The organism is Macromonas nakdongensis, assembly GCF_002837145.1.
In the GTDB taxonomy this organism is placed as follows: domain Bacteria; phylum Pseudomonadota; class Gammaproteobacteria; order Burkholderiales; family Burkholderiaceae_C; genus Macromonas_B; species Macromonas_B nakdongensis.
This window is the reverse complement of sequence record NZ_NWMV01000067.1, coordinates 17,963-31,040: the sequence shown is the minus strand read 5'-3', so window position 1 is coordinate 31,040 and position 13,078 is coordinate 17,963. Positions and strand designations below refer to the sequence as shown.

General features: G+C 67.4%; 12 protein-coding genes. 9 read left to right on the top strand and 3 right to left on the bottom strand.

From position 1 onward, the window contains the following. Window positions 1–1,092, bottom strand: a 1,092-nt coding sequence (locus tag CON77_RS10255) for a CYTH and CHAD domain-containing protein (protein ID WP_101049054.1), incomplete at its 3' end; no start/stop codon positions are given. A gap of 133 nt (window positions 1,093–1,225) precedes the next feature. On the opposite strand from CON77_RS10255, the gene argB reads away from it, so the two are divergent. From argB to CON77_RS10210, 9 genes are all read left to right on the top strand, one after another. Beyond that, window positions 1,226–2,128 (top strand): acetylglutamate kinase, encoded by a 903-nt coding sequence (argB, locus tag CON77_RS10250; protein WP_101049053.1) that lies wholly within the window; start codon window positions 1,226–1,228, stop codon window positions 2,126–2,128. An 8-nt stretch (window positions 2,129–2,136) separates the two neighbouring features. Further along, window positions 2,137–2,700 (top strand): nucleoid occlusion factor SlmA, encoded by a 564-nt coding sequence (slmA, locus tag CON77_RS10245; protein WP_255408189.1) that lies wholly within the window; start codon window positions 2,137–2,139, stop codon window positions 2,698–2,700. A gap of 100 nt (window positions 2,701–2,800) precedes the next feature. Continuing rightward, a complete protein-coding gene (locus CON77_RS10240; RefSeq protein WP_101049051.1) occupies window positions 2,801–3,433 on the top strand; it encodes a TetR/AcrR family transcriptional regulator in 633 nt (210 codons plus the stop codon). A 40-nt stretch (window positions 3,434–3,473) separates the two neighbouring features. Beyond that, window positions 3,474–5,270 carry an acyl-CoA dehydrogenase C-terminal domain-containing protein gene (locus CON77_RS10235; protein WP_101049050.1) on the top strand — a complete coding sequence of 599 codons (1,797 nt, stop codon included), beginning with the start codon at window positions 3,474–3,476 and terminating at the stop codon, window positions 5,268–5,270. Between the two features lie 33 nt (window positions 5,271–5,303). Further along, window positions 5,304–7,703, top strand: a complete 2,400-nt coding sequence (locus CON77_RS10230) for a 3-hydroxyacyl-CoA dehydrogenase/enoyl-CoA hydratase family protein (protein WP_101049049.1) — start codon at window positions 5,304–5,306, stop codon at window positions 7,701–7,703. A 22-nt stretch (window positions 7,704–7,725) separates the two neighbouring features. Beyond that, the gene (locus tag CON77_RS10225; protein ID WP_101049048.1) at window positions 7,726–8,961 is read left to right on the top strand and encodes an acetyl-CoA C-acyltransferase; all 1,236 of its coding nucleotides are present in this window, start codon (window positions 7,726–7,728) and stop codon (window positions 8,959–8,961) included. Window positions 8,962–9,076: 115 nt separating this feature from the next. Next, complete coding sequence (locus CON77_RS10220) at window positions 9,077–9,898, top strand: acyl-CoA thioesterase (RefSeq protein ID WP_101049047.1); 822 nt, start codon at window positions 9,077–9,079, stop codon at window positions 9,896–9,898. A 5-nt stretch (window positions 9,899–9,903) separates the two neighbouring features. Further along, window positions 9,904–10,668: an enoyl-CoA hydratase gene (locus tag CON77_RS10215; RefSeq protein ID WP_101049046.1), complete on the top strand. Its 765-nt coding sequence runs from the start codon at window positions 9,904–9,906 to the stop codon at window positions 10,666–10,668. Then, window positions 10,665–11,159, top strand: coding sequence for a thioesterase family protein (locus CON77_RS10210; protein ID WP_101049045.1), 495 nt, complete (start codon window positions 10,665–10,667; stop codon window positions 11,157–11,159). The genes CON77_RS10215 and CON77_RS10210 overlap by 4 nt, the downstream gene beginning before the upstream one ends. 22 nt (window positions 11,160–11,181) lie before the next feature. Here the strand turns inward: CON77_RS10210 and CON77_RS10205 are convergent, their stop codons facing one another. Next, on the bottom strand, window positions 11,182–12,330 hold the full coding sequence (locus tag CON77_RS10205; RefSeq protein ID WP_101049044.1) for an acyltransferase family protein: 1,149 nt from the start codon (window positions 12,328–12,330) through the stop codon (window positions 11,182–11,184). Then, window positions 12,327–13,010 (bottom strand): FkbM family methyltransferase, encoded by a 684-nt coding sequence (locus CON77_RS10200; protein ID WP_101049043.1) that lies wholly within the window; start codon window positions 13,008–13,010, stop codon window positions 12,327–12,329. Before CON77_RS10200 ends, CON77_RS10205 begins: the two co-directional genes overlap by 4 nt. Between the last annotated feature and the right edge of the window lie 68 nt (window positions 13,011–13,078).

Sequence of the window (13,078 nt, the reverse complement as noted above, 5' to 3'; positions counted from 1 at the left end):
CACCTGGGCCCGGGCCTGGTGCGCGGCGTGTTCGAGGGCGTGGCAGGCCGCGTCCCAGCTGGCCTGGCGTGCGGCGCTGGCGGCCGCCGAGGTGGGGGCGCCGGGCGGGTCGTTCAGGTAGGCCTGGCCCCAGGCGGGCAGGGTGTCGTGCCGGGCGACGTCGAGGTCGCGCAGGGCGCCCAGCTGGTCGAGCAGGGGGCGCAGGGCGGTGGTGTCGGGGGCGGGGGGCAGCCAGGGGCGCAGCAGGCGGGTGACGCTGCGCCAACGCCGCCACGCCACGCGGGCCTGGTGCACCAGCTCGGGGTCGTCGTGCAGCAGCAGCCCCTCCAGGTTGCGGAACAGTTGCTGCAGGATTTCGGCCAGCACCGGGGTGGCCAGGGCGAGGGGCGACAGCCCTTTCTTCAAGGGCAGGGGTTGGGCGCGCACGGCCGTGACCGGGGCCTGCGCCGCCAGGGCGTAGCCGCGCTGGGCCTTGCTCACGTCGCTGGGCAGCAGGGGCAGGTGCTGCGCCAGGGCCTGTGCCAGGGCGAACAGGGCGCTGGGTGGGCCGCTGATCAGTTCGAGTTCCAGTTCCAGCAAGGGCTGGGTCTGGCCGCCGGCGTGGATGCTGCCGGCGTCGAGCGCGACTTCGATCTCGACGCCGTGGCGCTGGAGCACACGCCAGGTGCTGCGCAGGCAGTGGGTCTCGAAGCAGGGTTGCAGGGTCGGGAAGATCGTGCCGTCGGGGTCGAGCCGGTCCCAGGCGGTGCCTTGCAGGGCGGTGGGGTCCAGGGTGCCGTCGGGCACAGGGCTTTCCCATTCGCCGCGCTGGCTCAGACCGCCGTGCGAGGTGCCGGCGGTTTTCAGGGTCTGGCGCCAGGTGCCCCCGGTGTCGGCTGCGGCTGCCGAGGGGGCGCTGACCTGGCGCAGGCGCAGGGCGCAACGCTGGCGCTGCAGGGCCAGGTCCGGGGTGTCGAAATAGCGGTTGAGCAGTTGCTGCTGTTGCAGGGGGCGGCGGCGCAGGCTGGGGGCGCGGCGCAGGCGTTGCAGGGCATCGTCGGCGGTGAGGCCCGGCACCAGCAGCTTGAGTTCGATTTCCTGGGGAGGTGGCATGCGCACAAGCTTACACAGTCTGCGGGTTTTCGCCACCGTGCCGAGGTGGCGAGGGCGGGCCGAAGTGCCACGCGTTTCCGGCAAAATGCGCCATTGACGCGGCCCCCGGCCGCCCCTTCAAGCACAGCCGAACATGACCCACACCGCCCGCGACACCTCCCACATCCAGCCGCGCGACCGCGCCGACATCCTGGCCCAGGCGCTGCCCTACATCCGCAAGTACCACGGCAAGACCATGGTCATCAAATACGGCGGCAACGCCATGACCGACCCCGAGCTGCAGAAAGCCTTTGCCGAGGACGTGGTGCTGCTCAAGCTGGTGGGCATCAACCCGGTGGTGGTGCACGGCGGCGGCCCGCAAATTGAGGGCTTGCTCAAGCGCCTGGGCAAGCAGGGCGAGTTCATCCAGGGCATGCGCGTGACCGACCCCGAAACCATGGAGGTGGTGGAGTGGGTGCTGGCCGGTGAGGTGCAGCAGGACATTGTGGGCCTGATCAACCGCGCCGGTGGCAAGGCAGTGGGCCTGACCGGCCGCGACGGCGCCATGATCCACGCGCGCAAACTGCGCATGGTGGACCAGCACGACCCGGCCAAGGAACACGACGTGGGCCAGGTGGGCGACATCGTCGGCATCGACCCGAGCGTGGTGAAGGCGCTGCAGGAGGACCAGTTCATCCCGGTGGTCAGCCCCATCGGGTTCGGTGAGCACAACGAGAGCTACAACATCAACGCCGACGTGGTGGCGGCCAAGCTGGCCACGGTGCTGCACGCGGAAAAGCTGCTGATGCTGACCAACATTCCCGGCGTGCTGGACAAGGACGGCCAGTTGCTGCCGTCACTGACCATGAAGCGCATCGACGAACTGGTGGCCGACGGCACCATCAGCGGTGGCATGATCCCGAAAATTGCCGGCGCGCTGGACGCGGCCAAGAGCGGCGTGAACGCGGTGCACATCATCGACGGCCGGGTGCCGCACGCCATGCTGCTGGAGATCCTGAGCGACCAGGCCTTCGGCACCATGATCCGTTCCCACTGAGCACCGCCGTGGCCACCCGCCCGCCGCCGGGAGAGCGCCGCCTGCAGATCCTGCAGGCGCTGGCCGACATGCTGCAATCCCCCGGGGGCGAGCGCGTGACCACCGCCGCCCTGGCCGCACGCCTGGGCGTGAGCGAGGCGGCGCTGTACCGCCACTTTGCCAGCAAGGCGCAGATGTTCGAGGGGCTGATCGACTTCATCGAGCAGAGCGTGCTGGGCCTGGTGCAGCAGGTGAGCGAGCGCCAGCCCGACCCGGTGGAGCAGGTGCGGCTGATCGTGGCCACCGTGCTGCAGTTTGCCGAGAAAAACCCCGGCATGGCGCGTGTCATGGCCGGCGACGCCCTGGTGCTGGAGCACGAGCGCCTGGGCGCCCGCATGGCCCTGTTGCTGGACAAGCTGGAAAGCGCCCTGAAGCAGCGCCTGCGCGAAGCCGGCCACCCCGACGCCCTGGCCGTGGCGGCGCTGTTGAGCGCCTTCGTCACCGGGCGCCTGCAGCGCTTTGCCCGCAGCGGCTTCAAGCGTTTGCCCAGCGAGCAAGTGGCCGATTGCCTGGGCGTGTTGCTGCCCCACTGACCCTGCCATTTAGGGGTTTACCCTGGATTGGCGCGAAAAGGTTTGACCACCCGCGATTCGTCCATAAAATAGAACGACCGTTCGTTTTATTTTGTGTGACATGGACCTGCCCGCCCCGACCCGAACCGCCCGCAGCCAGAAGGCCCTGCACAAAGGCCAGCAGACCAAGGCCGCCATCGTGGACGCCGCCCTGGCCCTGGCCGCCCAGGTGGGGCTGGAGGGCTTGAGCATCGGCGCCATTGCCGAAATCACGCAGATGAGCAAGTCGGGCGTGTTCGCCCACTTCGGCTCGCGCGAGGAGCTGCAGATTTCGGTGGTGCACGAGTACCACCGCCGTTTCGAGGCCGAGGTGTTTGCCCCCGCGTTGCAGCAGGCGCGCGGCCTGCCGCGCCTGCGCGCCCTGTTCGACAACTGGATGCGCCAGACCTCGACCGAAATCGATTCGGGCTGCATCTACATCAGCGGTGCGGTGGAGTTCGACGACCGCCCCGGCCCCGTGCACGACGCGCTGGTGGCCACCATGAGCACCTGGCAGACCGCCATGCACCGTGCGGTGGAAATGGCCATCGTCGAAGGTCACCTGCACCGCGACAGCGACCCCGGCCAACTGGCTTTCGAAATCCACGGCCTGATTCTGGCGCTGCACTTCGAAGCCCGCTTCCTGCGCAACCCCAAGGGCCTGGCGCGTGCGCGCCAGGGCTTCGAAAACATCGTTGCCCGCAACCTGCCCTGATCTTTTTTTTCAACCTCACCCACGCCCCCAGGAGACCGCCATGCCCAGCTACACCCCGCCCCTGCGCGACATGCAATTCGTGCTGCACGAAGTGCTGAACGTGACCGACGAACTCAAGGTCTGCCCGCCGCACGCCGAGATCGACGCCGACACCATCAACGCCGTGTTGGAAGAGGGCGGCAAGTTCGCCGCCGAGGTCGCGTTTCCGCTGAACATCAGCGGCGACGCCGAGGGCTGTGTGCTGGACAAAACCACCCACGAGGTGCGCACCCCCAGCGGCTTCCGGGCCGCCTACCAGACCTATGTGGCCGGCGGCTGGCCGGCGCTGAGCTGCGACCCCGAATACGGCGGCCAGGGCCTGCCCTTCGTGGTGAACTCGTGCTTCTACGAAATGCTCAACAGTGCCAACCAGGCTTGGACCATGTACCCCGGCTTGAGCCACGGTGCCTACGAGGCCCTGCACGCCCACGGCACTCCCGAGCAGAAAGCCCTGTACCTGCCCAAGATGACCAGCGGCGAGTGGACCGGCACCATGTGCCTGACCGAACCCCACTGCGGCACCGACCTGGGCCTGCTGCGCACCAAGGCCGAGCCGGTGGGCGACGGCAGCTACCGCATCACGGGCCAGAAAATTTTCATCTCGGCGGGTGAGCACGACATGGCCGAAAACATCGTCCACCTGGTGCTGGCCCGCTTGCCCGATGCGCCCAAGGGCAGCAAGGGCATCAGCCTGTTCCTGGTGCCCAAGTTCCACGTCAACGCCGACGGCTCGCTGGGCGGGCGCAACGGCATCCACTGCGGCGGCCTAGAGCACAAGATGGGCATTCACGGCAACGCCACCGCCCAGATGATTCTGGACGGCGCCGTGGGCACGATGGTGGGCCAGCCCAACAAGGGCCTGCAAGCCATGTTCGTGATGATGAACGCCGCCCGCCTGGGCGTGGGCAACCAGAGCCTGGGCCTGACCGAGGTGGCCTTCCAGAACGCGCTGGCCTACGCCAAAGACCGCATCCAGATGCGCAGCCTGAGCGGCACCAAGGCCAAGGACAAAGAGGCCGACCCCATCATCGTCCACCCCGACGTGCGCAAGATGCTGCTGACCGCCAAGGCCTACGCCGAAGGCGGCCGCGCCCTGCTGTGCTACAGCGCCGTGCTGCTGGACAAGGAACTGCACCACCCCGATGAAAAGGTGCGCGCCGACAGCGCCGAGCTGCTGGCGCTGCTGACTCCCATCGTTAAGGCCTTCCTGACCGACAACGGCTTCAACGCCGCGGTGATGTGCCAGCAGGTGTACGGCGGCCACGGCTTCATCAAGGAATGGGGCATGGAGCAGTTTGTGCGCGACGCCCGCATCAACATGATCTACGAGGGCACGAACACCGTGCAGTCGCTCGATTTGCTGGGCCGCAAGGTGCTGGGCAACAACGGCGCCACGCTGAAGAAATTTGCCAAGCTGATTGGCCGCCTGGTGGAAGAAGAGGGCGTGAACGAGAAGATGGCCGAGTTCATCAACCCGCTGGCCGGGCTGGGCGAGCAGATGACCAAGTTCACCACCGAGATCGGCTTCAAGGGCTTCCAGAACCCGGACGAGGTGGGCGCCGCCGCGGTGGATTACCTGCGCGTGGCCGGCCACCTGGTGTTTGGGTACTTCTTTGCCCGTATGGCTTCGGTGGCGTTGAAGCAGATCGCCGCCGGCAGCACCGACCCCTTCTACACCGCCAAGCTGCAGACCGCACGCTTCTATTTCGCCAAGCTGTTCCCGGAAACCGCCACGCTGATGCGCACCGCCCGCGCCGGCAGCCGCGCGCTGATGGACACCGACGCCGCGCTGGCCTGAGCCCCGCACGGCTCCCCGACACAAGGAAACACCATGTCCCGTTTCACCGTGAAACAAGTCGCCGTGCTGGGCGCCGGCGTGATGGGGGCGCAGATCGCGGCGCACCTCGTCAATTGCAAAGTGCCCGTCATTTTGTTCGACCTGCCGGCCCAGGAAGGCCCGAAAAGCGCCATCGCCCAACAAGCGATTGCCAACCTGAAAAAGCTCAAGCCCAGCCCGCTGGGCGTGGCGGGCGACGCTGACTTGATCCGGCCCGCCAACTACGAAGAGCACGCGGAACTGCTGCGCGGTTGCGACCTGATCATCGAAGCCATTGCCGAACGCCTGGACTGGAAGCGCGACCTGTACGCCAAGATCGCCCCGTTCGTGGCCGAAGGCGCGATGCTGGCGTCCAACACCTCGGGCCTGTCCATCGGCGCCTTGGGCGAGGCGCTGCCCGAAGCCCTGCGCCCGCGCTTTTGCGGCATCCACTTTTTCAACCCACCGCGCTACATGCCGCTGGTGGAACTGATTGCCACCCCGGCCACCCAGCCGAAAGTGCTGGACCAGCTGGAAGCCTTCGTGACCACCGGCCTGGGCAAGAGCGTGGTGCGCGCCAAAGACACGCCCAACTTCATTGCCAACCGCATCGGCATCGCGGGCATGCTGTCCACCATGCAGGAGGCCGAGCGCTTTGGCCTGAGCTACGACGTGGTGGACGACCTGACCGGCAAGCGCCTGGGCCGCGCCAGCAGCGGCACCTTCCGCACCGCCGACGTGGTGGGCCTGGACACGATGGCGCACGTCATCAAGACCATGCAGACCGCCCTGAACGCGCAGACCGACCCGTTCTACGGCAGCTTTGCCACGCCCCCCGTGCTGCAGGCCCTGCTGGACCTGGGTCACCTGGGTCAGAAGACCAAGGCCGGTTTTTACAAGCGCGTGGGCCGCGAGACCTTCCGGTTTGAGTTGGAGAGCAAGGACTACATTCCCGCTGGCCAGAAAGCCGACGAGGTGTACGGCCGCATGCTGAAAAAACCCGCCGCCGAGCGCCTGAAGCTGCTGCGCCACGCCGAAGGCCCGCAAGGCCAGTTCTTGTGGGCCATTCTGCGCAACGGCTTCCACTACGCCGCGGTGCACCTGGCCGGCATTGCCGACAACGCCCGCGACCTGGACCAGGCCATGCGCTGGGGCTACGGCATGCAGCAAGGCCCGTTCGAGCTGTGGCAGGAGGCCGGCTGGCTGGACGTGGCGCAGATGGTCCAGGAAGACATCAATGCCGGCAAAACGCTGTGCAGTGCGCCGCTGCCCGATTGGGTGTTCAACGGCCCGGTGGCCGAGCGCGGCGGGGTGCACCAGCCCGAAGGGTCGTGGAGCCCCACGACCGGCCAGTTCCAGCCCAAGCGCCAGCTGCCGGTGTACCAGCGCCAAATCTTCCGCGAACCGGTGCTGGGCGAGGCCGCGCCTCAGTTCCAAACCGCTGGCAAAACCGTGTTCGAGGATGCCGACATCCGCCTGTGGACGCTCGACGACGAAGTGCTGATCGCCAGCATCAAGAGCAAGATGCACGCGATCGGCCCGGGCGTGACCGAGGGTCTGGGCCGCGCCGTGGACCTGGCCGAGGCCAGTTACCAGGGGCTGGTGGTGTGGTCGGGCGACGAACCCTTCAGCGTGGGCGCCGACCTGCAGGCCGTGATGCCCGCCTTCATCGCCGCCGGTGTGGCGGCCATTGAAGATGTGGAAGCCGAAATGCAGCGGGTGATGCTGAAACTGCGCTACGCCCAGGTGCCCACCGTGGCCGCCGTGCGCGGCATGGCGCTGGGTGGCGGCTGCGAACTGGCGGTGCACTGCGCCCGCCGCGTGGCGCACATGGAAAGCTACATCGGCCTGGTGGAAGTGGGCGTGGGCCTGGTGCCCGGTGCCGGGGGGCTGACCTACATCGCCCGCCGCGCCGCCGAGAACGCCCAAGCCAGCACCGGCACCGACCTGCTGCCCTTCCTGAGCGAAGGCTTCAAGGCCGCCGCCATGGCCACCGTGGGCACCAGCGCGCTGGAAAGCCGCAAGATCGGCTACCTGCTCGACAGCGACGTGGTGGTGCCGCACAAGGACGAGTTGCTCTACGTGGCGATTGCCGAAGCCAAGGCCATGGCCAACGCCGGCTACCGCCCGCCGCTGAAACGCCTGTTCCCGGTGGGGGGACGCTCGGTCAAGGCCACCATCCTGGGCTCTTTGGTGAACATGCGCGACGGCGGCTACATCAGCGAGCACGATTTCCACATCGCCGGCCTGATCGCCAACGTGCTGACCGGTGGCGACGTCGAAGCCGGCACCCTGGTGAGCGAGGAATACCTGATGCAACTGGAGCGCCAGGCCTTCTGCAGCCTGATCGTCCACCCCAAGACGCAAGCGCGCATCCTGGGCATGCTGTCCACCGGCAAACCCCTTCGGAATTGAAGGCAACTGAGCGGAGTACCCTATGAAACACCTTCAAGACGCCTACATCGTCGCGGCCACCCGCACCCCCATCGGCAAGTCGCACAGGGGCTATTTCAAGCACACCCGGCCCGACGACTTGCTGGCCCACGTGCTGCGTTCCGCGCTGGCCCAGGTGCCCAACCTGGACCCGGCCACCATCGAAGACGTGATCTGCGGCTGCGCCATTCCCGAAGCCCAGCAGGGCCTGAACGTGGCTCGCGTGGGCGCGGTGCTGGCCGGCCTGCCCCAGAGCGTGGGCGGCATCACCGTCAACCGCTTTTGCGCTTCGGGCCTGAGCGCGGTGCAGATGGCGGCCGACCGCATCCGCGTGGGCGAGGCCGACGTGATGATCGCCGCCGGCGTGGAAAGCATGAGCCTGGTGCCGATGATGGGCAATGCGCCCAGCCTGTCGCCCAGCATTTTTGCCAACACCGCCAACGTGGACGACTACGGCATCGCCTACGGCATGGGCTTGACCGCCGAAAAAGTGGCCCAGCAGTGGCGGGTGAGCCGCGACGCGCAGGACGCCTTCGCCCTGCAGTCGCACCAGCGCGCCCTGGCCGCGCAGGCGGCCGGCGAATTCGCCGACGAAATCACCCCGGTGGACGTCACCCAGCGCGAACTGGACCTGGCCAGCGGCGAAGTGCGCATCAGCCAGCGCACCGTCAGCCTGGACGAAGGTGCGCGCCCCGACACCTCGCTGGAAGGGCTGGCCAAGCTCAAGCCGGCCTTTGCCATTCCGCGCCGGGCCGACGGCACGCCCACCGGCCTGGGCAGCGTGACTGCCGGCAACAGCTCGCAAACGTCCGATGGCGCTGGCGCCCTGATCCTGGCCAGCGAAGCCGCGGTCAAGCGCTTCGGCCTGACGCCGCTGGCCCGCTTCGTCAGCTATGCGTCACGGGGCGTGCCGCCGCACATCATGGGCATCGGTCCGATCGAGGCCATTCCGGCCGCGCTGAAAGCCGGGGGCCTGTCGCAGAACGACCTGGACTGGATCGAGCTGAACGAGGCCTTCGCCGCCCAATCGCTGGCGGTGATGCACCAGCTCGGCCTGGACCCGGCCAAGGTCAACCCCAACGGTGGCGCCATCGCCCTGGGCCACCCGCTGGGCGCCACCGGCGCTATCCGTTCCGCGACAGTGGTGCACGCGCTGCGCCGCCACAATCGGCGCTACGGCATGGTGACCATGTGCGTGGGCATGGGGCAGGGCGCGGCGGGCATTTTCGAACGCGTCTGACCCACCCGCAGGGGCTGCCACGGCAGCCCCTTTTGCCGCCCCCACACCAGAACAACAGGAGACCCGATTGACCACAGCTCCCCCCAGCGGCGGCGCGCACCCGTTTGACGAGGCCATGGCGCTGCAGCCGCAGCCCACGGCCGGCGAGCCCGCGCCGGGCACCCGGTGCTGGCAGGGCCGTGCCCACCCCGGCTACCAGAACATGGTGGGGCCGTTCGGCGGCGTCACCGCGGCGCAGGCGCTCAACGCCGTGCTGCAACACCCGGACCGGCTGGGCGAGCCCGTCACGCTCACCGTCAACTTCGCCGCGGCGGTGGACCCGGCCACCCCGTTTTGGCTGGAAGCCACCCCGGCCCGCACCAACCGATCCACCCAGCACTGGACGCTGCGCATGCTGCAGCCCGACGCCCACGGCGCCGACCAGGTGGTGCTGACCGGCAGCGCCGTCACCGCCGTGCGCCGCGACACCTGGAGCGCGACGGACGCCGTGATGCCCCAGCTGCCGCCGCCCGACGCTGTCGCCCCCACCCCCTGGGGCGGGCCCATTCCATGGATACAGCGCTACGACTTCCGCTTGTGCGAAGGCAGCCTGCCCCAGCACTGGGACGGCAGCGAAGCCGACAGCCTGACCCGCCTGTGGCTGCGCGACGAGCCGCCCCGCCCGCTCGACTTTTGCAGCCTGACCGCCTGCGCCGACGCCTTTTTCCCGCGCGTCTGGCGCCGCCGGGCGCTGATGACGCCCATCGGCACCGTGTCCATGACCGTGTACTTCCACGCCAGCCGCGCCGAACTGGCCGCCACCGGCACCGGACACCTGCTCGGGCAGGCGCGGGCACAATCGTTTTTCAACGGCTATTTCGACCAAAGCGCCGAACTCTGGAACCAAGCCGGCCACCTGCTGGCCACCACCCACCAGATCGTCTATTTCAAGGAGTGAACCCCATGTCCGACATCCTGAGCCACGTCGACGGCGGCGTGATGACGCTGACCTTCAACCGCCTGGCACGCAAGAATTCCCTGACCGCCGCCATGTACGCCACCCTGGCCGACGCGCTGGAACAGGCCCAGGCCGACGCCAGTGTGCGCGTGGTGGTGCTGCAGGGCGACGAGGCCATCTTCAGCGCCGGCAACGACGTGGGCGACTTCCTCAACGCCCCGCCGGCCGACCAGAACACCCCGGTGTTCCGCTTCCTGCGCAACATCGCCAGCTTCCCCAAACCGCTGGTGGCCGCCGTTTGCGGCCCGGCCGTGGGCATCGGCACCACCATGCTGTTCCACTGCGACTTGGTGTATGCCGGCGACAACGCCGCGTTTTCCATGCCCTTCGTCAACTTGGGGCTGTGCGCCGAAGGCGCGTCCAGCCTGTTGGCGCCGCAAATGTTCGGCTACCACCGCGCCGCCGAAGCCCTGCTGCTGGGCGACGCCTTCTACGCCGAAGCCGCGCTGGAAGTTGGCCTGGTGAACAAGGTGCTGCCGCCCAGCGAAGCCAACGGCTACGCCCAGGCCGTGGCGCGCAAGCTGGCCGCCAAGCCGCTGAGCAGCCTGGTGGAAACCAAGCGCCTCATGAAAAAAGGCCAGCAGGCCCTGGTGCTGCACACCATGGCCGAAGAGGGCGACGTGTTCGGCCGCATGCTGCGCGAACCCGCCGCCAAAGAGGCGTTTTCGGCCTTCCTGCAAAAGCGCCAACCGGATTTCTCGCAGGTATGAGCAAACCCATCGTCCACCCCCCCGCCGCGCCGGTGGTGTTTGAGCCCGAGTTCATCGAGGGCGTGCGCCAGATCTTCGAGGAAAAAATCGTCTTCAACACCGTGTTGGGGCTCAAGATCACCGCCATCGACCCCGAGCAGGTCACGGCCCGCATCGACATGCGCCCCCAGCTGGTGGGCCACTTTGCCTACAACCGGGTGCACGGCGGCGTCATCAGCGCCGGGTTGGACGCCATGGGCGGCCTGGCGGCCATGGCCGCCATCGGCGCGCGCCACATGGACGAAACGCCCGAACAGCGGCTGCACCGCTTCGGCAAGCTGGGCACCATCGACCTGCGCATCGACTACCTGCGCCCCGGCATTGGCGAGTGGTTCGAGCTGCGTGCCGAGGTGCTGCGGCTGGGCTCGCGCGTGGCGTCCACCCGCATGGGGTTTTATGGGGCCGACGGCAAATTGTTGTCCACGGGAGCGGGGGCGTATATCGTGTCTTGAGGGTATCGGAAGGCCCGTGGCATCAACGGCCCGGGACCCACCCGGCCGCCATGCGGCTGCAGCGCTCACGCAAGGCGCGGGTCCAGCCGTCGGTCTTGGCCATCATCGGGGCCTCTACCCAGCGGAACGAAAAAAAAGCCACGGCCAGCAGCACCGGGGTCAGGGCGCCCACCAGCAGCCAGTGTTCCACCGGCGACAAGGTGGCCGCCGTGTGCAGGCCCACCACAAAGCGGAAGAACAGGAACAAGACCAGCCCGTGCAACAGGTACAGGCTGTAGGTGATTTCGCCAAACACCCGGCACAGGCGCAGGTTGAGCAGGCCAAACACGCTGGTGCCGTTGGCCACCAGCACAAACGCCACGCCCAGCAGCGCCATGGGCAGGGGCTGGTACGCGGTGTCAAAACCCGCCACCACGCCGGCCACCAGGCCCAGCACCAGGGCCGATGCCGCGTGTGTGCGGCACCACGCCACCAGCCACGGCCACTGCCCGGCCCACACCGCCAGCAAGCCACCGGCAAAGGCCGCGCTGTAAATGCTGGTCAGTTCCGCCCAGTCCTCCAGTGCCAGGTAGCACACCGCCAGCAGCAGCCAGGGCCACAGCCCACGCAGCCGGCGCCACACCATGGCCGCGAACAGAGGCAGGGCAAAGTAAAAATTCCACTCGTAGTCCAGGGTCCAGGTCACGCCCGCGGTGACGTAGAGCTTGCGCGCCGTGTGGGCCAGCAGTGCGGGGTTGCCCGCGTCCAGCCCCAGGCGCTTGATGGCCACAATCACCACCACGCTGGCCAGCGACAGCAGCGCAAACACCGGCAAAATGCGCAAGGCGCGCGACACGTACAGCCGCAGCCAGTCCAGCTGCTGGCCATCGGCAGCCAGCAGCTTGCCAAAGAACAGGTAGCCCGTGATCATGAAAAACAGCGTGACCGAGGTGGACCCCAAGTGCCCATAAAACGGCGGCGGTGGATCGCGCCAGACACCGCTGTGCGTGAAAAAGTACCAAATGCACGCGTGGTGCAGAAACACGCCAAAGGCCAGAAAGCCGCGCAGCCCGTCGATGGCGCTGGCGCGCTGGGCCTTGATGTGTACCGGGAACCATCTGTCCAGCAACGCCACCACGGCAAAGGCCCAGGCCATCAGCAGCGGAACGGGCAACAGGCTGACGGGACTCATCCGCCGAGCAGTTCAAACACCGCCGTGTGGCCCAGTCGCTCTGTGAACCCATAGCCGGCGTCGGTCAGCAGCTTGTAGGTGCGGGTCCCCAGCACATCGGGGATGGTGGTGCCGTAAATCTCCACCATCACAATTTGGGGCTTCTGGGGCCAGGCTTCGATGTTCTGGATCACCTGGTCGTCCAGCCCCTCGATGTCGATGTTCAGAAAACCAAAACGGCCCGGAAAACGGGCGTGCGCCTGTTCCACGATGGCGGTGAGCGACGTGCATGGCACAGTGGTGGTTTGCGTCAGCCCCCGCTCCCGCGCCACATCGGGGTCGCAGGTGGCGCAGTTGTCGATGTCTTTGCTGCTGTAAAAGGTGATGCTGGACGAGGTGGCGGCGGCCTCTTCGCTGACCACTGCCGCCTGCAGGTTCAAGTCTTGCGGGCGCGATGCGTTGAAGGCCGCGATCACCGCCGAGCTCGCATCCACGTTCACGCCGCTCCAGCCCAGCGTCCATAGATAGGCGGTGTTGGACAGGTGGTAGGGGTGGTGAGCCCCGACATCGACATAAAAATGTTCGGTACTGGGTTTGCGAAAGCGCTTGTGCAGCAGAACGTCTTCGCCGTATTGAGAGAAGTGCAGGCGTGCAGCCCCACTGAGCAACGTTTTAAGCGCTCGAATTTTATGAAGTTTCATGAAGCGTTATGGCGACGCGAAAGCAAGTGGTATGAATGGAATGACAGGCAATCAGTGGCCGTCTGCGC